Annotated in this window: 15 protein-coding genes and 1 tRNA gene; 4 read left to right on the top strand and 12 right to left on the bottom strand. The window is 62.4% G+C overall.

The features are described 5' to 3' along the window. The first annotated feature begins 52 nt into the window (after nt 1-52). Both PWG15_RS17700 and PWG15_RS17695 read left to right on the top strand, forming a co-directional pair. Entirely contained in the window at nt 53-736 is a 684-nt protein-coding gene (locus PWG15_RS17700) for a response regulator transcription factor (protein WP_034802783.1), read from the top strand. A gap of 122 nt (nt 737-858) precedes the next feature. After that, nucleotides 859-1,314 (top strand): cyclic nucleotide-binding domain-containing protein, encoded by a 456-nt coding sequence (locus PWG15_RS17695; RefSeq protein WP_275021818.1) that lies wholly within the window; start codon nt 859-861, stop codon nt 1,312-1,314. Between the two features lie 22 nt (nt 1,315-1,336). On the opposite strand, the gene PWG15_RS17690 is transcribed toward PWG15_RS17695, so the two are convergent. The 7 genes from PWG15_RS17690 to tesB form a co-directional block, all read right to left on the bottom strand. Continuing rightward, nucleotides 1,337-3,520 carry a TonB-dependent siderophore receptor gene (locus tag PWG15_RS17690; protein WP_275021817.1) on the bottom strand — a complete coding sequence of 728 codons (2,184 nt, stop codon included), beginning with the start codon at nt 3,518-3,520 and terminating at the stop codon, nt 1,337-1,339. A gap of 233 nt (nt 3,521-3,753) precedes the next feature. After that, a complete protein-coding gene (locus tag PWG15_RS17685; RefSeq protein WP_275021816.1) occupies nt 3,754-4,560 on the bottom strand; it encodes an exodeoxyribonuclease III in 807 nt (268 codons plus the stop codon). 193 nt (nt 4,561-4,753) lie between these two features. Beyond that, complete coding sequence (locus PWG15_RS17680) at nt 4,754-5,416, bottom strand: outer membrane lipoprotein carrier protein LolA (protein ID WP_275021815.1); 663 nt, start codon at nt 5,414-5,416, stop codon at nt 4,754-4,756. Between the two features lie 204 nt (nt 5,417-5,620). Then, a complete protein-coding gene (locus tag PWG15_RS17675) occupies nt 5,621-8,290 on the bottom strand; it encodes an FtsK/SpoIIIE family DNA translocase (protein ID WP_275021814.1) in 2,670 nt (889 codons plus the stop codon). A gap of 233 nt (nt 8,291-8,523) precedes the next feature. Then, nucleotides 8,524-9,879 carry an ammonium transporter gene (locus tag PWG15_RS17670; RefSeq protein WP_275021813.1) on the bottom strand — a complete coding sequence of 452 codons (1,356 nt, stop codon included), beginning with the start codon at nt 9,877-9,879 and terminating at the stop codon, nt 8,524-8,526. Between the two features lie 27 nt (nt 9,880-9,906). Then, nucleotides 9,907-10,245, bottom strand: a complete 339-nt coding sequence (locus PWG15_RS17665; RefSeq protein WP_275021812.1) for a P-II family nitrogen regulator — start codon at nt 10,243-10,245, stop codon at nt 9,907-9,909. Nucleotides 10,246-10,481: 236 nt separating this feature from the next. Beyond that, nucleotides 10,482-11,366 carry an acyl-CoA thioesterase II gene (gene tesB / locus PWG15_RS17660; protein WP_275021811.1) on the bottom strand — a complete coding sequence of 295 codons (885 nt, stop codon included), beginning with the start codon at nt 11,364-11,366 and terminating at the stop codon, nt 10,482-10,484. Nucleotides 11,367-11,450: 84 nt separating this feature from the next. Between tesB and PWG15_RS17655 the strand changes: the two genes are divergently transcribed. Beyond that, entirely contained in the window at nt 11,451-12,665 is a 1,215-nt protein-coding gene (locus PWG15_RS17655) for a ubiquinone biosynthesis hydroxylase (protein ID WP_275021810.1), read from the top strand. Nucleotides 12,666-12,810: 145 nt separating this feature from the next. On the opposite strand, the gene PWG15_RS17650 is transcribed toward PWG15_RS17655, so the two are convergent. The 4 genes from PWG15_RS17650 to PWG15_RS17635 form a co-directional block, all read right to left on the bottom strand. Then, entirely contained in the window at nt 12,811-12,999 is a 189-nt protein-coding gene (locus PWG15_RS17650) for a Trm112 family protein (RefSeq protein ID WP_043626122.1), read from the bottom strand. Between the two features lie 10 nt (nt 13,000-13,009). Beyond that, nucleotides 13,010-13,690 (bottom strand): LON peptidase substrate-binding domain-containing protein, encoded by a 681-nt coding sequence (locus tag PWG15_RS17645; RefSeq protein WP_275021809.1) that lies wholly within the window; start codon nt 13,688-13,690, stop codon nt 13,010-13,012. 194 nt (nt 13,691-13,884) lie between these two features. Next, entirely contained in the window at nt 13,885-14,853 is a 969-nt protein-coding gene (gene trxA / locus PWG15_RS17640; RefSeq protein WP_275021808.1) for a thioredoxin, read from the bottom strand. A 58-nt stretch (nt 14,854-14,911) separates the two neighbouring features. Beyond that, complete coding sequence (locus PWG15_RS17635; RefSeq protein WP_275021807.1) at nt 14,912-15,421, bottom strand: prolyl-tRNA synthetase associated domain-containing protein; 510 nt, start codon at nt 15,419-15,421, stop codon at nt 14,912-14,914. A gap of 252 nt (nt 15,422-15,673) precedes the next feature. On the opposite strand from PWG15_RS17635, the gene PWG15_RS17630 reads away from it, so the two are divergent. Next, nucleotides 15,674-15,748: transfer RNA gene (locus PWG15_RS17630), tRNA-Gly, on the top strand. Between the two features lie 184 nt (nt 15,749-15,932). Here PWG15_RS17630 and PWG15_RS17625 read toward each other — a convergent pair. Next, nucleotides 15,933-16,949 carry an aldose epimerase family protein gene (locus PWG15_RS17625; protein ID WP_275024452.1) on the bottom strand — a complete coding sequence of 339 codons (1,017 nt, stop codon included), beginning with the start codon at nt 16,947-16,949 and terminating at the stop codon, nt 15,933-15,935. Nucleotides 16,950-17,172: the final 223 nt, after the last annotated feature.

The following is a 17,172-nucleotide window of genomic DNA, read 5'->3' as shown; positions in this document are numbered from 1 at the left end:
CAACACAGGCATTTGAGCTAGTTTGAAAACCGAAGCAAACAGGAATTGTCCCATGGCGACCCGCACCATTCTTCTTGTCGATGACGACAATGACCTGCGCGAGACATTGGTCGAGCAGCTCTCGCTCTACGAAGAGTTCGACCTCATCCAGGAAGCGACCGCCGGCAAGGGCATCCAGACCGCAAGGGCACAGCAGGTGGACCTCCTGATCATGGATGTCGGCCTGCCCGACATGGATGGCCGCGAAGCGGTGAAGCTTCTGCGCAAGGGCGGCTTCAAGGCGCCGATCATCATGCTGACCGGGCACGACACCGATTCCGATACGATCCTCGGCCTCGAGGCCGGCGCCAACGACTATGTGACGAAGCCGTTCCGCTTCGCCGTGCTGCTCGCCCGCATTCGCGCACAGCTGCGCCAGCACGAGCAGAGCGAGGACGCGACCTTCAGCGTCGGGCCCTATACGTTCAAGCCCAGCCAGAAGCTGCTGACGCTGGAAAACGGCCAGAAGATCCGGCTGACCGAAAAGGAAGCGGCGATCATCCGTTATCTCTACCGCGCCGACCAGAAGGTGGTCACCCGCGACGTGCTCTTGGAAGAGGTCTGGGGCTACAATTCCGGCGTCACCACCCATACGCTCGAAACCCACGTTTACCGGCTGCGCCAGAAAATCGAGCGGGACCCTTCCAATGCCGAGATTTTGGTGACAGAGAACGGCGGCTACAAGATCGTTCCGTAGCCGGGGTGAGGAAGGTGGGAAGCGATTTACCGCCCGAATCCCGTTTCGTGTCATCTAGACTGGTCGCGCACGCGATCCGGCTTGCTCGGCCGGCAGCGTGGTGATTTCGGGAGGTTAGCCGCTTGGCGCTCAACGACGATATCGTGCTTCTGTCCAACGTGCCGCTGTTTGTCGATATCAGCGAGGACAAGCTGCGGCTGATCGCCTTCGGTGCGGAACGGCGCCGCATATTCAAGGGGCAGGAGCTGTTTCGCGAAGGCGCGCCCGCCGATTGCGCCTATGCGATTGCGAGCGGCAGCCTGTCCTTGTCGAAGACTGGCGTCGATGGTTCCGAGACGACAGTCTCGACGGTCGGCCGAGGCGCGCTTCTGTCGGAACTGGCGCTGATCTCGATGGTCGAACGCAAGTTCACGGCGACTGCCGAGGAAGACAGCGAGGTCATCCGCATCAACCGGCCGCTCTTCCGCCGCATGCTGGAAGAGTATCCGGAAGTGGCGGAACTCGTCGAAGCCCGCATCCGCGAGAATCTGCAGGCGATGATTCGCAGGGCCGGCGCGCTCGCCGGCCGCTTTGCCTGAAGCCGAAAACGGCTTCTGTTCGTTACCACCGGTATTTCAGCGAACCGAGCACGGTGCGGCCCTGGCCAAAATAGCAATAGCCATCGGTGCAGACCTCTTCGCGGCGGTCGCCGAGATTGGTGGCGCTGACGGCGAGCGACAGCCCGGCAAGCTCCGGGTTCTTGACGCCGAAGTCGTAGGCGATCGAGGCGTCGAAATAGACGGCGCCGCCATTCTTCGTCGTGTTGGCGTCGGATGTATAGGAGCTTGATGCCAGACGCACGCCGCCGCCGACGCTCAGGCCCGCAAGCTGCGTGTCGTCGGGCAGCAGGTAGCTAACCCAGAGCGATGCGACGTGGCGCGGCTTCGTCGAGGGCACGTTGCCGATCAGCGACGGGTCGATATTCCCCGTGATTTCGGCGTCGTTGTAGTTGTAGGCGGCGATGAAGCTCAGGCCGTTGTCGAATTCCCGGCGTCCTTCCACCTCAAGACCATTGGTCGTCACCTCCCCTGCCGACTTGTAGTAGTAGCCGGCGGGAAGCGATGCGTCCGATACGTATTGCGCGGCACCGGTTTCCACGATCCGGTAATAGGCAGCACTCAGCGAATAGGCCTCGCCTTCCGGCTGATATTTCAGGCCAAGTTCGACCTGCTCTCCGGTCGTCGGATCGAGCACTCTGCCGTCGGCCGAAAGCTCGGTGCGCGGTACGAAGGAGGTGCTGTAGCTGGCATAGGGCGCGATGCCATTGTCGAAGAGATAGAGAAGGCCCGCCTGCCCGGTGAGCTCGCCATCGTCCTTGCGGTCGACGACGCCGGTGTTCTTGTTGGTGCTGGTCTGATCGACCCAGTCATAGCGAAGGCCGCCGACGGCGCGCCAGTTACCGAACTCCAGCTGGTTCTGGACATAGATGCCCGTCTGCCGGAGATCCCGCCCGCTGAAGCTGGTAAGTGCCGGCGTCGGGCCGCTGATGCCGAAGGTGGGATTATTGAGATCGAAGCGGTAGGCCGGATCGACGGCGCCGAAACCGAGACCGAAGTCGGAGGTGATCCAGGTATAATCGAGACCTGCCAGGAGCGTGTGCGAGACCGCGCCGGTGTCGAAGACGGCCTGAAGCCGGTTATCGATCTGGTAGGCACGCTGGTCGTCCTTGATGGCTACGGGGTAGCGCTCGAAGACGTCTGGCGCAATCTCGGTGCCGAAGTCCACGTAGCGAGCCTTCAGGTCGAGATCACTGACGCGGCCGTGCTGGCGGAAGGTCAGGCCGTTGTCGAACTCGTGCTCGAATTTGTAGCCGGCCTGATACTGCCGGACCTTCTGGTAGTCGTAGTCCGGATCGCTGTAGCGCAGCAGCCGGCCGTCATGTTCGAGTACACGCGGGCTGGCATCGCTCTCGCCCTTCTGGCCAAGGCCATAGACGGTCAGCGACGTGCTTTCGTCCGGTTTCCAGGTGAAGGAGGGTTGCAGCAGGTAGCGGTCGTCGGCGACGTCGTAGTTGGTCCCGCCGTTCCTCAGAAGCCCGACGATGCGGTAGAGGAAGTCGCCATCGGCCGTTGCCGGTCCGCCGAAATCGAAGGCGGCCTGGGTGCGGCCGATCGTGCCGTATTGCAGCTCGATCTCACGGTGCGTCTCCTCCTCAGGCATCTTCGATATGCGGTTGACGATACCGCCGACCCCGGCGGCACCATACATGACCGAAGCCGGGCCCTTGAGAATCTCGATCCGTTCGAGTCCGTAGACCTCCGTCGGAAAGGTGCCGTAGTTCATGTAGGGCTGGCGCAGGCCGTCCCGGAAGTCCCCCGTGGTCGTCGTCTCGAAGCCGCGGATGTAGATCTGGTCGAAGCGTGGATCGAAGCCGAAGGCGCCCGTTGTGACGCCGGCAGCATAACGGGTTGCCTGGATCATGTCTTGCACGCCGCGCTCTTCGAGTTCCTTGCGCGTGACCACTGAAACGGAGCGGGGTGTCTCGATGAGCGGCGTATCGGTCTTGAGCGCCGAGACGTTGCGTGTCGGCACGATCGTGTCGTTGTCCTCGGCGATCGTCGCGGCTGCCTTGCCGGCCGTCACCTCGATCTTTTCCAACCGTGTCGTCTTCTGGCTTTCGGCTGACTGCGCGGAAGCCGCGATGGACGAAAGGAACACGGCGGTAGCGCTTGCGGCCAACATGGTGGCGGCGGAGCGCGCGCGGCGTGATGCGCACGTGAGGTGGATCGGCAAGGTGTCTGGCATGTCTGGCCCTCTTGAGGGCGCACGAAAGCCCTCCGGCAAAGGCCAGAGCAGAGCACCCCGATATCAGTGAAAATGATGGCCGATGGGCCATCGGAGGCGGTGTCCCTGCCGCCCGAAAAGAGGGATAGTCCGTTTAGATTCTGGCATCAAGAAAAATATGATTCTTTTTGTCATGTTTTTCCTGATGAAGCGTCACGCGCTCTAGGCGCGTGCCGCCGCTCAGAGAAAAGCTGTCAGATATCGAAATGCGCGATGACTGGCACGTGATCGGAGGGGCGCTCCCAGCCGCGCGCTTCGCGCAGGATGTCGACATGTTTGAGCGCCGGCGCCAGGTCCGCGGAGGACCAGATGTGGTCGAGCCGGCGGCCGCGGTCGGCCGCTTCCCAGTCCTTCGCCCGGTAGCTCCACCAGGTGTAGAGCTTGGTCGGGGCGGGCGTGTGCTGGCGCATCAGGTCGACCCAGCCGCCGCCGTTCATGACCGTGGTCAGCCCTTCGGTCTCGATCGGCGTGTGGCTGACGATCTTTAAGAGCTGCTTGTGCGACCAGACGTCGTCTTCGAGCGGGGCGATATTGAGGTCGCCGACGAGGATCGAGGAAATGCCGGCATCGGCTTCGGCGTGCAGCAGTTTCATTTCTTCGACGAAATCGAGCTTGTGACCGAATTTCGGATTGATGCTGCGATCCGGTTCGTCGCCACCGGCCGGAACATAGAAATTGTGCAGACGGATCTTCTTGCCGCCGGCCTCGAAGACGACCGAGAGATGGCGCGCATCGCCGACACCGCAATAGTCGCGTCGGTCGCTGAGCTCATGCAGCGGCAGCCGCGAGATCGTCGCCACGCCGTGATAGCCCTTCTGGCCGTGCATCTCGATGTGATTGTAACCGAGCGCCTTCAGCGGCTTGGACGGGAACTGGTCGTTCGGGCACTTGGTTTCCTGCAGGCAGAGAATGTCCGGCTGCCAGGTCTTCAGCAGATGTTCGACGAGCGGCATGCGCAGGCGCACGGAGTTGATGTTCCAAGTGGCGACGGAAAGGGCCATGCGTCATTCCCTGCTCGGCTGCGCCGGACGCTTGCGAAGGGAAGGCCGGCTTGGGATGGATGTTTGACCTGAGCTTTAAGCAGGTCCGACGCCCCGGGACAAGGAATGCAGGAAGGGGAACCCATGAAAAAGGCCGCCATTCGGCGGCCCTATGTCATATTGCCAGCGATCTAGATACCGGCGGCCAATCGCTCTAGCCGCCCTTCTTGTTGCGGACCTCGTCGTAGGGGATCTGGAAGACCTTGTCGTCCAGCGCCATGCCGGTCTGGACATTGAAGATCATCACCGAAGTATCCTTCTTCTGCGCGTCGGTAATCGTCCATTGGCGCAGGTCATAGGTCTTCGGGTCGAACATCATGGTGATGGTCGAATCGCCGAAGATCGAGCGGTCGCCAAGCACGATGGTGATGAGATCGGACTCTTCCTTGACGCCGCGCACCATCTTGCCGGTCAGGTCGATCTTCTCGCTGAGCAGCAGTTTGAGCGGCGTCTTCGAGAGGGGATAGATGTCCCAGGTCTTCAGCTTCATGTTGCCGATGACGACCGACTTGCCGTCGGCAATCACGCGCATCGGCGACGGGGCTTCATAGTTGAAGCGGATGCGGCCGGGGCGGCGGATGTAAAACTTGCCGCCGGTCTGTTCGCCGCGTGGGCCGAACTGCACGAATTCGCCGGCCATGGTCTTTACCGAGGAGAAGTGATCGGCGATCTTCTGGGCGGCACTCGGTGCCTGCGCCAAAGCCTGGGTGATGTCGAGACCGGTGCCGCCGATGCCGGCAAGCGCCGCAAGTCCGCACATGAAAAGGCGGCGCGAAACTACCGGGTGGCTGCGCTCGCCGTTCTTCGTCTCTGTCATCTCGGTCTCCTTCATTTACGGATCATCTGGAGCGCAAGTGCGGCGCCTTCAAGGCGCCTTTTTCGAGCTTTTCGGCTCGTGCTCTCACATGACCGTTACCGGTTCGGCCCCTTGGCCGGGGCGCCTGGCCATTATCTGCTGGCCGTGTCTCTCATCTGCGTGATTCCGGACGGAGAATCGCGCGGTACCCTTGCTGGAACTGCTTTACCGGCCGGTGATTTCCGCCTCGGTCGGTACCAGGATCTCGCGTTTTCCGGCGTGGTTCGCAGGCCCGATGATGCCTTCCTGCTCCATGCGCTCGATCAGCGATGCAGCCCGATTGTAACCGATCCCGAGGCGCCGTTGTACGTAGGAGGTGGAGGCCTTGCCGTCGCGCAGAACGATCGCAACCGCCTGGTCGTAGGGGTCGTCGGAATCGGAAAGGTTGGAGGTGCCGGCAGGTCCGCCGCCTTCGCCGTCCTCGTCGTCGTCCTCGGTGATGGCGTCGAGATATTGCGGCACGCCCTGGGTCTTCAGATAGGCGACGACTTCCTCGACCTCGGTGTCGGAGACGAACGGGCCGTGGACGCGCTGGATGCGGCCACCACCGGCCATGTAGAGCATGTCGCCCATGCCGAGCAGCTGTTCGGCGCCCTGTTCGCCCAGGATCGTGCGGCTGTCGATCTTCGAGGTCACCTGGAACGAGATGCGGGTCGGGAAGTTGGCCTTGATCGTGCCGGTGATGACGTCGACCGAGGGGCGCTGCGTTGCCATGATGACATGGATGCCGGCGGCACGCGCCATCTGCGCCAGCCGCTGCACGGCACCTTCGATGTCCTTGCCGGCGACCATCATCAGGTCGGCCATTTCGTCGATGATGACGACGATATAGGGCAGCGGCGTGAGGTCGAATTCCTCGGTCTCGTACATGGCTTCGCCGGTCTGGCGGTCGAAGCCGGTCTGCACCGTGCGAGTGATCTGCTCGCCCTTGGCAAGCGCCTGCTCGACGCGGCTGTTGAAGCCGTCGATGTTGCGCACGCCGATCTTCGACATCTTCTTGTAGCGCTCTTCCATCTCGCGCACCGTCCACTTGAGCGCGACCACCGCCTTTTTCGGGTCGGTGACCACGGGCGAAAGCAGGTGCGGGATGCCGTCGTAGACGGAGAGTTCGAGCATCTTCGGGTCGATCATGATCAGGCGGCACTGATCCGGGCGCAGGCGATAGAGCAGCGACAGGATCATGGTGTTGATCGCGACCGACTTGCCGGAGCCGGTGGTACCGGCGACGAGCAGATGCGGCATCTTGGCGAGGTCGGCAACGACGGGTTCGCCACCGATGGTCTTGCCGAGCGCCATGGCAAGGCGCGCCTTGGAGGTCTCGAAGTCACGCGAGCCGATGAGTTCGCGCAGGTAGACGGTCTCGCGCCGCTGGTTCGGCAGTTCGATGCCGATGGCATTGCGGCCGGGAACGACGGCGACGCGGGCAGCGATTGCGCTCATCGAGCGGGCGATGTCATCGGCAAGGCCGATGACACGGGACGACTTGATGCCGGGGGCCGGCTCCAGTTCATAAAGGGTTACGACCGGGCCCGGGCGTACATGGATGATCTCGCCCTTGACGCCGAAATCCTCAAGCACGCCTTCCAGCATGCGGGCATTCTGCTCGAGCGCGTCGGGCGACAGCGAGGCGTCGCGGCTGACGTTCTTTGGTTCGGCAAGGAAATGCATCGGCGGCAACGTGAAGTCGCCATCGTCCTCGACGAAGGAGCGCTGGGCTTCGCGCTCGATCCGCTGACCGGATTTCGGGCGGGGCGCTGGCGTTGCCACGCGCGAGCCCGACTTCGGCAGGCCCTGTTTCGGCGGCGCTGCCCGCGGCGCCCAGTCGGATGCCGGATCGTCGTCCTCATCGTCGGGCAGGATGCCGGCGGGGCGACGCTCGTCGATATCGACGGGCAGATCGTCGTCCTCGTCATCGGCCATGATCGGCGGCGGCGTGAGGATGCGGCGTTCGGAGCGATCGAGCGAGGGTTCGATGCGGTCGCCGGCAGCCATCGGCTTCGGCCGGACCGGCTCGTTCAGCGTGCCGAACTCGTCATTGTTGAAATCATAAGGCTCATCATACTGGCGCTTGGGCGAACTGCGCGTGCCGCTCATGCCGAAGATGCGGCGCACGCGCGCGTGCATCGTGTAGCGCATATGGGCGAAGGAGCCCATCAGCAGGGTGAAAGGGCCTTCACTGTCGTCCTCGTCGAGCTCGTCGCGCACGGTACGCGCCTTGCTCGGTGTCGGCTCGACAACCTCTTCGTCTTGCTCTTCATCGCTGACGCCGATGAGGCCGGCGCTATAGATCAGGCACCAGGCGGCAGGAGCGGCGAAGATGCAGGCGAGCACGGTCGCGAGCGTGCCGGTCGGGAAGGCGCCGGTGAAGAGCGCCGGAAAGCGGAGAATCATGTCACCGAAGACGCCGCCGAGACCGTTGGGCAGCGGCCAGGTGATCGGAGCAGGAACGCAGCTCAGCGCCGCGCCGGCCAGCACGGAGCCGATGAACCAGACGCCAAGGCGCTTGAAGATCTTGTCGAAGCGCTTGCCGCTGATCAGCACCAGCGCCCAGGCAACGGCCGGCAACAGGGCGACGACGCTGGCAAGACCGAAGAACTGCATGAAGATATCGGCAAAGGCCGCGCCCGGATAACCGAGCACGTTGGTGGGCGCTTCCGATGTGGCATAGGAGAAGCTCGGGTCGGCGACGTTCCATGTCGATAGCGCCGCGACAGCCAGCGCCAATGCGCCGAAAAGCGCAAAGCCCGCCAGCGACGCGATCTGCCGCCAAACGAAGGTGGTTAGCACGAACCGGTTGGAACGGCTGTCAAGCGTTGCCGGATTGCTTCTGCTCATATTGCCTGCTGCCCGTCTCGATCTCTAAGGCACATTGCGTGCCATGGAATCAACCTAAGCGGAGTACGGTTAATGCGACATTAACCATGCGTAGTTGCCGCTAAAATAGCGGTCGTTGACGTGAAGATCGGCACGAAAAAGGCCCGAACCTTTCGATCCGGGCCAAAGGCGATCCGCATCAGACGGATCGCGACGGGACTGTGCGCGGCGCCAGGTCCGGCGCCGCAATCCGCTTAGCTGTGGTAGGCGGCTTCGCCGTGCGACGAGAGGTCGAGGCCTTCGCGTTCGGCTTCGACGGAGACGCGCAGGCCGACGATCGAATCCACCACCTTGTAGAGGATCACCGAGACGACGCCGCACCAGACGATGGTGATGGCAACGGCGGTGAGCTGCGTCACGAACTGGCTGCCCATGGTGATGCCGTCGGCATAGCCGATGCCGCCGAGTGACGAGGAGGCGAAGATGCCGGTGGCAAGTGCGCCGAAGAAACCGCCGACGCCGTGGACGCCGAAGACGTCTGCCGTGTCGTCATAGTGGAACTTGTTCTTCACGACCGAGACGAAGAAGTAGCAGAGCGGCGAGACGAGCACGCCCATGACGATCGCGCCCATCGGGCCGGCAATGCCGGCGGCAGGCGTGATGGCGACGAGGCCGGCGATCATGCCCGAGGCCGCGCCCAGCATCGAGGCCTTGCCGCGCGTGATGGTTTCGACGACCGACCAGGAGAGAATGGCGGCAGCGGTTGCGAGGAAAGTGTTGACGGTTGCGAGGACTGCGCCACCGGAGGCTTCGAGGTTCGAGCCGGCGTTGAAGCCGAACCAGCCGAACCAGAGCATGGCAGCACCGACCAGCGTCAGCGTCATGGAGTGCGGAGCCATCATGTCACGGCCGTAGCCGGTACGCTTGCCAACCATGATCGCGCCGATCAGGCCCGCGACGCCGGCATTGATGTGAACGACGGTACCGCCGGCGAAGTCGAGGGCGCCCATGCCGAAGAGCAGGCCGTTGCCGTCCCAGACCATATGGGCGATCGGGAAGTAGACGAAGGTGGCCCAAAGGATTGCGAAGAGGACTGCGGCCGAGAACTTGATGCGTTCGGCGAAGGCGCCGACGATCAGTGCCGGCGTCAGCGCCGCAAAGGTCATCTGGAACAGCATGAAGATGTATTCCGGAATGACGACACCTTCCGAGAAGGTGGCCGACGTGCTCTCACCGGTAACGCCAGCGAGGAACATCTTGGCGAAGCCGCCGAAATAGGGGCTCGTCGAGCCGCCGAAGGCGAAGGAGTAACCGTAGACGACCCAGACGATCATCATCGCCGCGCCGATCACGGTGCACTGCATCAGGACCGACAGCATGTTCTTGGCGCGCACCAGGCCGCCGTAGAAGAGCGCCAGGCCCGGGATGAGCATGAAGAAGACGAGAAGCGTGGAGATGAACATGAAGGCGGTATCCGCCTTGTCCGGGACCGGTGCTGCGGCGGCTGCGGCCGGCGCTGCTTCCTGTGCGAAGGCGACGGCCGGCGCAAACAAGGCGGCGCCGAGTGCGCCGAGGCGTCCAAGAGAGGTGGTAAGTTTGCTGGATGACATCGAGTAGTGCTCCCTGAACGGCGTGATTTACAACGCTTCTGAATCGGTTTCGCCGGTGCGGATGCGCACGGCATGGTCAATGGCGTAGACGAAGATCTTGCCGTCGCCGATCTGGCCGGTCTTGGCGGCTGCGGCGATCGCTTCCACCGCCATGTCGACGAGCTCCGAGGGAACGGCAATTTCGACCTTCAGTTTCGGCAGGAAGCTCACGGCATATTCGGTGCCGCGGTAGATTTCGGTATGTCCCTTCTGGCGGCCGTAGCCTTTGACTTCGGTCACGGTCAGGCCCTGGATGCCGACAGCAGTGAGGGCTTCGCGAACCTCATCGAGCTTGAACGGCTTGATAATGGCCATCACAATTTTCATCTGGTTTCCATCCTTGTTCGCCTCCGGCCGGAGGCCGTCTCTCCTTGCTGCGGAGCGCCAGAGCGCCGTGCAACCGGACACTGACATTCAAGGGGCGTGCCAGATTCAAAGGACAGTTCTAAATCACTGAAAAAAAACGAAAAAAATGAAAGCCGCAGCACGGATGCTGCGGCGCACTAAAAAATCGTCAAATTAGAAGATTAAAAAATAGGCAGAATGGATATTCTGCTCACTTTCTATTCAGATGCCTTTTTCCGGATCAGCCCTTCTTGGGCGACGGAGGCGATCAGCACGCCGGAACGCGTAAAAAGGCTGCCTCTGGTCATCCCGCGGGCACCATGCGCACTCGGGCTGTCCTGGGTATAGAGCAGCCAGTCGTCCATTTTGCAGGGGCGGTGGAACCACATCGCATGATCGAGGCTCGCGACTTGCAGGTTGCGATCGAAGACCGAGGTGCCGTGCGCATAGAGCGAGGTGTCGAGCAGGGTCATGTCGGAGAGATAGGCAAGGATGGCTGCCTGGATATGACGCTCGTCCGGGACAGTGCCGACCGCCTTGACCCAGACATCCTGGATCGGTTTGCCGTCGTTACGGGTGAAATAGTGGTGCAGCGAGGCCGGGCGGATTTCGATCGGCCGCGGCCGCTCCCAGTAGCGACGGATGGCTTCCGGCGCATGCACGAGGAATTTCTCCTTCAGTTCCTGTTCGCCCGGCAAGGTCTCCGGCATGGCGAGATCAGGCATCTCGATCTGGTGGTCGAAGCCGTCCTCGTCATACTGGAACGAGGCCGACATCGAGAAGATCGCCTTGCCGTGCTGGATGGCGACGACACGACGGGTGGCGAAGCTCGAACCGTCACGAATGCGGTCGACCTCGTAGATGATCGGTACGGACGGATCGCCCGGCCGCATGAAATAGGCGTGCAGCGAATGAACGAAGCGGTCGGCGTCGACGGTCCGCTGGGCTGCCACCAGCGCCTGGCCGATCACTTGGCCGCCGAAGACCCGCTGCCAGCCGACCTGCGGGCTCAGGCCCCTGAACAGGTTCTCCTCGAGCTTCTCAAGGTCGAGAATGGCGAGCAGCGCATCCATGGGCGTGGTGGTCTCGGTGGGGCGCGACATTTCGGCAGTCTCCGATGGTAGGAACGTCGATGGCATTGATCTATATAGACATAAAACGATGCTCAAGTGCGACGGAGAAAGCCGATGCTCGATGTCTTGATTGCCGGTGGCGGCTATGTCGGCCTTTCGCTCGCGGTATCGCTGAAGAAGGCGGCGCCGCATCTGGATGTGATGGTCATCGACGGTGCGCCGGACGGCGCCTGGAAGAAGGACCAGCGCGCCTCGGCGGTCGCGTCAGCGGCCGAGCGCATGCTCGACGTGCTCGGCGTCTGGGATCAGATCGTGCCGGAGGCCGAGCCGATCCGCCGCATGGTGATCACCGATTCGAAAGCGGCCGATCCGGTGCGCCCGGTGTTTCTGACCTTCGATGGTGACGGCGGCGATGGCCGGCCCTTCGCCCATATGGTGCCGAACACGGCGATGGTTGGCGCGCTGCGCGGGGCCTGCGAGGAACTCGGTGTCGTCAATCGCCAGTCGGCGATGGTCGAAACCTTCAAGAGCGGCGATCATGCGGTCGCAGTCACGCTTGCCGGCGGCGAAGAGCTGGAGGCACGGCTGCTCGTCGCCTGTGACGGGGTGCGCTCCAAGCTGCGCGATGCTGCCGGCATCAAGACCGTCGAATTCGACTACGGCCAGTCCGGCATCGTCACGACGGTCGAGCACGAGCGGCCGCACGAGGGCACGGCCGAGGAGCATTTCCTGCCGGCCGGCCCGTTTGCCACCCTGCCGCTCAAGAACAATCGCTCGTCGCTGGTCTGGACCGAGCGCACCGAAGATGCCGAGCGCCTGGTCAAGGGCGACGATTTCCTTTTCGAGGAAGAGCTGGAACGCCGCTTCGGCCACAAGCTTGGACACCTGAAGGTCGTCGGCGGACGGCGGGCCTTTCCGCTCGGCCTGACGCTCGCGCGCGATTTCGTCAAGCCGCGTTTCGCGCTTGCCGGTGATGCCGCCCACGGCATTCACCCGATCTCGGGGCAGGGGCTCAATCTCGGCTTCAAGGATGTGGCGGCGCTGGCGGAAACGATCGTTGAGGCGGATCGCCTTGGGCTCGATATTGGCTCGCTGGCGGTGCTCGAGCGCTACCAGAGCTGGCGGCGTTTTGACACGTTCCGCATGGGGGTGACGACGGACGTGCTCAACCGGCTGTTTTCCAACGACATTACCCCGGTCAGGATCGCTCGCGACTTCGGCCTCGGTCTCGTCGATCGCCTTCCGTCTCTGAAGAGTTTCTTCATTCGCCAGGCGGCCGGCATCGCCGGTGAGACCGATCCGCGACTGCTCTCGGGTCAGGCGATTTGACGTGAGGATCAACGGGCAAGAACGGTCGCTGCTTAGGTGCACGCGGCGCGACGTGTTTCCTTCTCCCTGCCTGCGGGGAGAATGTGGCCGGCAGGTCGGATGAGGGGAATTTGCAGGGTTCTGCACGACTTAGTCGCGGTCAGCCTCAGTCCTCGATCTTGCGGGCTTCCGAAACCAGCATGATCGGCACGCCGTCTCGGATGGGATAGGCGAGGCGTGCCTTTTCCGAGACGAGTTCGTTGGCTTCGGCGTGGTAGCTGAGGCGCCCCTTGGTCAGCGGACAGACGAGCAGCTCGAGCAGTTTCGGGTCGACCTTGCTGGCGTTGATATCCATTAAATGTCGCTCATTGCAGGATGCTGTCCATATCGCCGAAGTCGCGCGCGAGCACGATCTCGGTGATGGCGATCAGGGTTTCCGCGCGGGTCTTGAGGTCGGGCGCTTCGAGCAGCGCCTGTTTTTCCGCGGGACCGTAGGGCGACATCATCGCCATGGAATTGACGAGTGTGCGGTTGCTTGCCCGTTCGACGCTTTCCCAATCGGCCTTGAGCTTGTTGGCTTCGAGATAGGCCTTGAAGGCGGCAAGCAGCGCTGCCCGGTCGACGAGGGTTTCATCGTCGCGGTTTTCGAGATCGGCAGCAAACGGGCCGATGCGGAAACGGCGGTATCCGCGCGTGCCGCCGACCTCGGAAAACAGACGGTAGCGGCAAACCCCGGTGAGCGAGGTGATGTAGCGGCCGTCGCCGGTCTCGGCGAACGAGGTGATGCGGCCGATGCAGCCGACCGCGCAGAGCGCCTGCATCGGACCGGTGGCGATCTCGTTGCGGCCTTCGCAGAAGGAGGGTTGCACGATGCCGATCAGGCGGTTGCCGGAGAGCGCGTCATCGAGCATTGCAAGGTAGCGCGGCTCGAAGATGTTGAGCGGAAGCTGGGCGCCTGGAAGCAGCAGGGCACCGGTCAGCGGAAACACCGGAATGATCTCCGGCAAGTCCTTCGGACCGAGGTAGCGTGCATTTCCAACGTGCATTTTCCGATAGACCCTGCAGGTATCCGCTCTTGCCCCGCCCAGGAAGCGTGGGCAACCAGATGAAGAGATGGTGCGCTCCCTGAAAATCTCAAGGGACGAGGGCACCGATCTTCATGGGTGAATGTGGATCGTGATCAGGCGCACTGACAAAAAAGGGCGCAAACAGCGCCCTTCCTCGAAAAATGCCTGACGGTTCAGGAGAACAGGATCGATGACAACTTGCGCCGTGCGGCGATCGTTGCCGGATCCTTCGGGCCCCAGACCTCGAAGAAGGAGAGCAGCTCGCGCCGCGCGCCGTCGTCGTCGAAAGCCCGATCGCGCTTCATGACCGTCAGCAGGTGATCGGCAGCAGCCGTCCGGTCGCCTTCGACATTGCGGATCTTGGCGAGCAGCACGCGCGCTTCGTGATCATCGGGGTTTGCTGCCAGGCGCCGTTCGAACTCGTTGGGATCACCAAGCTTGCGGGCTTCCTCGATCTGCTCGAGCTTCTTGCCGATCGCCGCAATGCCTGCGTCCTTGGCAAGGTCTTCGGGCAGTCCGGAAAGCGCTTCGCGGGCTTCCGCGAGTTGGCCGAGTGCGATCATGCAATCGACCATGCCGGCGATCGCCACGACGTTTTCCGGATCGGCCTGCAGAACGGCGCCGTAGAGGCCGGCGGCATTCTGGGCGTCGCCGGCGTCGAGCAGCGCCTTGGCATCGGCGAGCACGGCCTCGATCTCCGCCTTGCTGTCATCGACGGCGGGGCCGGCGATCTTTTCGATGAATTGCTTGATCTGGCTTTCCGGCACCGCACCCATGAAGCCATCGACCGGGCGTCCGCCGACAAAGGCGATGACGGCGGGGATCGACTGGATGCCGAGCTGGCCGGCAATCGAGGGATGATCGTCGATGTTCATCTTGACGAGCTTGACGCGGCCTGCGGCTTCCGTGACCACCTTTTCGATGACGGGCGTCAGCTGCTTGCAGGGGCCGCACCAGGGCGCCCAGAAATCGACGAGAACCGGCTGCTGCCTGGAGGCGTCGAGCACGTCCTTGGTGAAGTTGGCAGTGGTGGTTTCCTTGATCAGGTCACCGCCCGACGCGGCCGCCGGCTGACCGAAGGAGGCCGAGGCCGTCATCTGAGTGCCGAAAGACCCTGCATAGGGATTGTCACTGCCCGTCATTCTTCTCTCCTCGCCGGCTCGTCGTCCAGCTTACTGCATTCGCGCCAAAGATCGTATGTCAGGCCGTGACTTTCAAGACAAGCGGTTCGTGTCCGGTTGCTTCCATGAAGCGCAGCAGATCGCTCGATGCGATCGAGGTGGTCGCGTCATTGGAGAGCGGATGGCAGTTGACGATGTCGAACTTCATCAGTTCCTCGTCGAGAATGACCTTGACGTTACCACCGGTGTCGTTGATCGCGCCGAAAGCGGTTACTGCACCCGGGATGACGCCCAGATATTCCATCAGCTTCTCCGGCTTGCCGAAGGACACCTTGCTTGCCGCGCCGATTACCTGGTGGATGGTCTTCAGGTCCACCGTGGCGTGCTCCTCGACGGTCAGCAGGAAATAATTGTCCTTCTTGTCCTTCACGAACAGGTTCTTTGTATGGCCGCCGGGGATTTCGTCGCGAAGCGCCACCGATTCGGCAACGGTGAACACGGGTTGGTGTCGCTTGGTTTTGTGCTCGATCCCGAGTTCGTCAAGAAAATGGAAGAGGTCGTCGGCGGACTTCGGCTGTGATTCACTCATGATTCTCATCCCTTGGGCATTCGATTTGCATTCTGCTTTAGGGGAGAAGCCCATCGGGGCGCAATCTCACGGGCGGCGATGCCCGCCAAAAACGCGGCATTTCCGGGCTTCCTGAGGGGGCTCCAAAAAAATATTCGCTTTCTCGTCATTTCCCTGTTGCATTCCAAAATCGCTTAGGCCATATACCGCCCGTCGCCGCAAGACAGCGCCGACGCCACGGTCCACCGACTACCCCCGGGCCGAGGTTGATGAGCGGGTGTAGCTCAGGGGTAGAGCACAACCTTGCCAAGGTTGGGGTCGGGCGTTCGAATCGCCTCACCCGCTCCAATTTCTCCCAACCACTTCATTTCACAGTTGTTTTCGAAATGAATGGCATTTGCCGTCAGGCGCATTGCACTTCGCGGCGGGACGCTTCGCCATGCGGACACCTGTGCTCGACCAGACACCATGACAGTCCTTTCGGACGTTCGCTGTCCTTCCATTTCGCTACAGATCGACGTCCGCGCGCCACTCAGCTCTTCATGAAGACGTAGTCCGTTTCCTGCCCACGGATCTCACCGGGGCGCAGCACCGCGTTCGGGAAGCCGGGGTGGTTGATGGCGTCGGGCCAGATCTGGGTTTCCAGACAGAAGCCCGCAAACGGGCCGTAGCGGCGACCTTCGAGGCCGGGGACGGGGATGTTCAGCTTGGCGCCGGTATAGAGCTGCACGCCGGGCTCGGTGGTCAGCACTTCCAGCGTGACGCCGGAGTTGATGCTGCGGGCGAGCGCTACCGAATGTTTTGCCATGCGCTCGTCCGAAAGGCAGAAATTGTGGTCGTAGCTGATGCGTTCGCCTTCGGTCTGGCGGTGAAGCGGCGTCATTTCCCTCAGATCGAAGGCGGTGCCCTCGACGGCAAGGATCTCGCCCGTCGGCACCTGCAGGTCGTTCGTCGGAAGATAGTGGTCGGCGGCGATCATGATGTCGTGGCCGAGCGCGTCGGCGCTGCCGTCGAGGTTGAAATAGCTGTGCTGGCAGACATTGGCGAGTGTTGCCCGGTCGGTACTGCTCTCATAGACGACGCTCAAGACGCCGCCGGGCTTCAACGTATAGGTACAGGTGACCTGACAATTGCCGGGATAGCCGGCGCGTCCGTCGGGGTCAGTGATGGTGAGCGTCACGCTGTCCGGCGTTTGCCGGGCGATCGTCCAGTTGCGCTTACCGATATTGTCGCTGCCGCCATGCAGGTGGGTGACGCCCTTCTCATTCAATTCCAGCTGGTAGGCCTCGCCATCGAGCGTGAAGCGTCCATTGCCGATGCGGTTGGCTGAGCGCCCAGGCGTCGCGCCGAGGTAGGGCGAATGGGCAATGTAGCTTTCGAGATCGGTGAAGCCGAGCACCAGCGGCGGCTCATGGCCCTCAAGCCGCAGGTCCTGGATCACCGAGCCCCAGGTGAGCACATGCGCGGTGAGACCGCCGCCGGAAAGCACCAGACGATGGACCGGCTCGCCGGATGGCAGGTGGCCGAAGATTTCCGTGTTCTGATGCATGTTCACCGCTGGCTCCCACTACAGCGCCGCGCGTCTCCCCAGACGCGCAAAGGTCGCCGTACACTTTTGAATTGCTGCATGTTTTGCCCTTGGATCGGTTAGGATCCAGGGAAATATGCAGCGGTGCGATCGCAACAACCTGCGTCATTTCCAAAGGCACGGCAACCGGAAAATCATACTAAATGTCGCGGTGCATCGTCTCCGGCCTCAGGGCAAAAACGTC

It is taken from the genome of Ensifer adhaerens (assembly GCF_028993555.1).
GTDB lineage: Bacteria > Pseudomonadota > Alphaproteobacteria > Rhizobiales > Rhizobiaceae > Ensifer > Ensifer adhaerens_I.
The sequence above is the reverse complement of the archived record's forward strand: the minus strand, read 5'-3'. Positions and strand labels throughout refer to the sequence as shown.

What these genes read in the sequence shown, in the direction of transcription:
- PWG15_RS17700 (WP_034802783.1), top strand. Translation starts at nt 53, where the DNA reads ATGGCGACCCGCACCATTCTTCTTGTCGATGACGACAATGACCTGCGC.
- PWG15_RS17690 (WP_275021817.1), bottom strand. Translation starts at nt 3,520, where the DNA reads ATGCCAGACACCTTGCCGATCCACCTCACGTGCGCATCACGCCGCGCG.
- PWG15_RS17685 (WP_275021816.1), bottom strand. Translation starts at nt 4,560, where the DNA reads ATGGCCCTTTCCGTCGCCACTTGGAACATCAACTCCGTGCGCCTGCGC.
- PWG15_RS17680 (WP_275021815.1), bottom strand. Translation starts at nt 5,416, where the DNA reads ATGACAGAGACGAAGAACGGCGAGCGCAGCCACCCGGTAGTTTCGCGC.
- PWG15_RS17675 (WP_275021814.1), bottom strand. Translation starts at nt 8,290, where the DNA reads ATGAGCAGAAGCAATCCGGCAACGCTTGACAGCCGTTCCAACCGGTTC.
- PWG15_RS17670 (WP_275021813.1), bottom strand. Translation starts at nt 9,879, where the DNA reads ATGTCATCCAGCAAACTTACCACCTCTCTTGGACGCCTCGGCGCACTC.
- PWG15_RS17665 (WP_275021812.1), bottom strand. Translation starts at nt 10,245, where the DNA reads ATGAAAATTGTGATGGCCATTATCAAGCCGTTCAAGCTCGATGAGGTT.
- tesB (WP_275021811.1), bottom strand. Translation starts at nt 11,366, where the DNA reads ATGTCGCGCCCCACCGAGACCACCACGCCCATGGATGCGCTGCTCGCC.
- PWG15_RS17655 (WP_275021810.1), top strand. Translation starts at nt 11,451, where the DNA reads ATGCTCGATGTCTTGATTGCCGGTGGCGGCTATGTCGGCCTTTCGCTC.
- PWG15_RS17650 (WP_043626122.1), bottom strand. Translation starts at nt 12,999, where the DNA reads ATGGATATCAACGCCAGCAAGGTCGACCCGAAACTGCTCGAGCTGCTC.
- PWG15_RS17645 (WP_275021809.1), bottom strand. Translation starts at nt 13,690, where the DNA reads ATGCACGTTGGAAATGCACGCTACCTCGGTCCGAAGGACTTGCCGGAG.
- trxA (WP_275021808.1), bottom strand. Translation starts at nt 14,853, where the DNA reads ATGACGGGCAGTGACAATCCCTATGCAGGGTCTTTCGGCACTCAGATG.
- PWG15_RS17635 (WP_275021807.1), bottom strand. Translation starts at nt 15,421, where the DNA reads ATGAGTGAATCACAGCCGAAGTCCGCCGACGACCTCTTCCATTTTCTT.
- PWG15_RS17625 (WP_275024452.1), bottom strand. Translation starts at nt 16,949, where the DNA reads ATGCATCAGAACACGGAAATCTTCGGCCACCTGCCATCCGGCGAGCCG.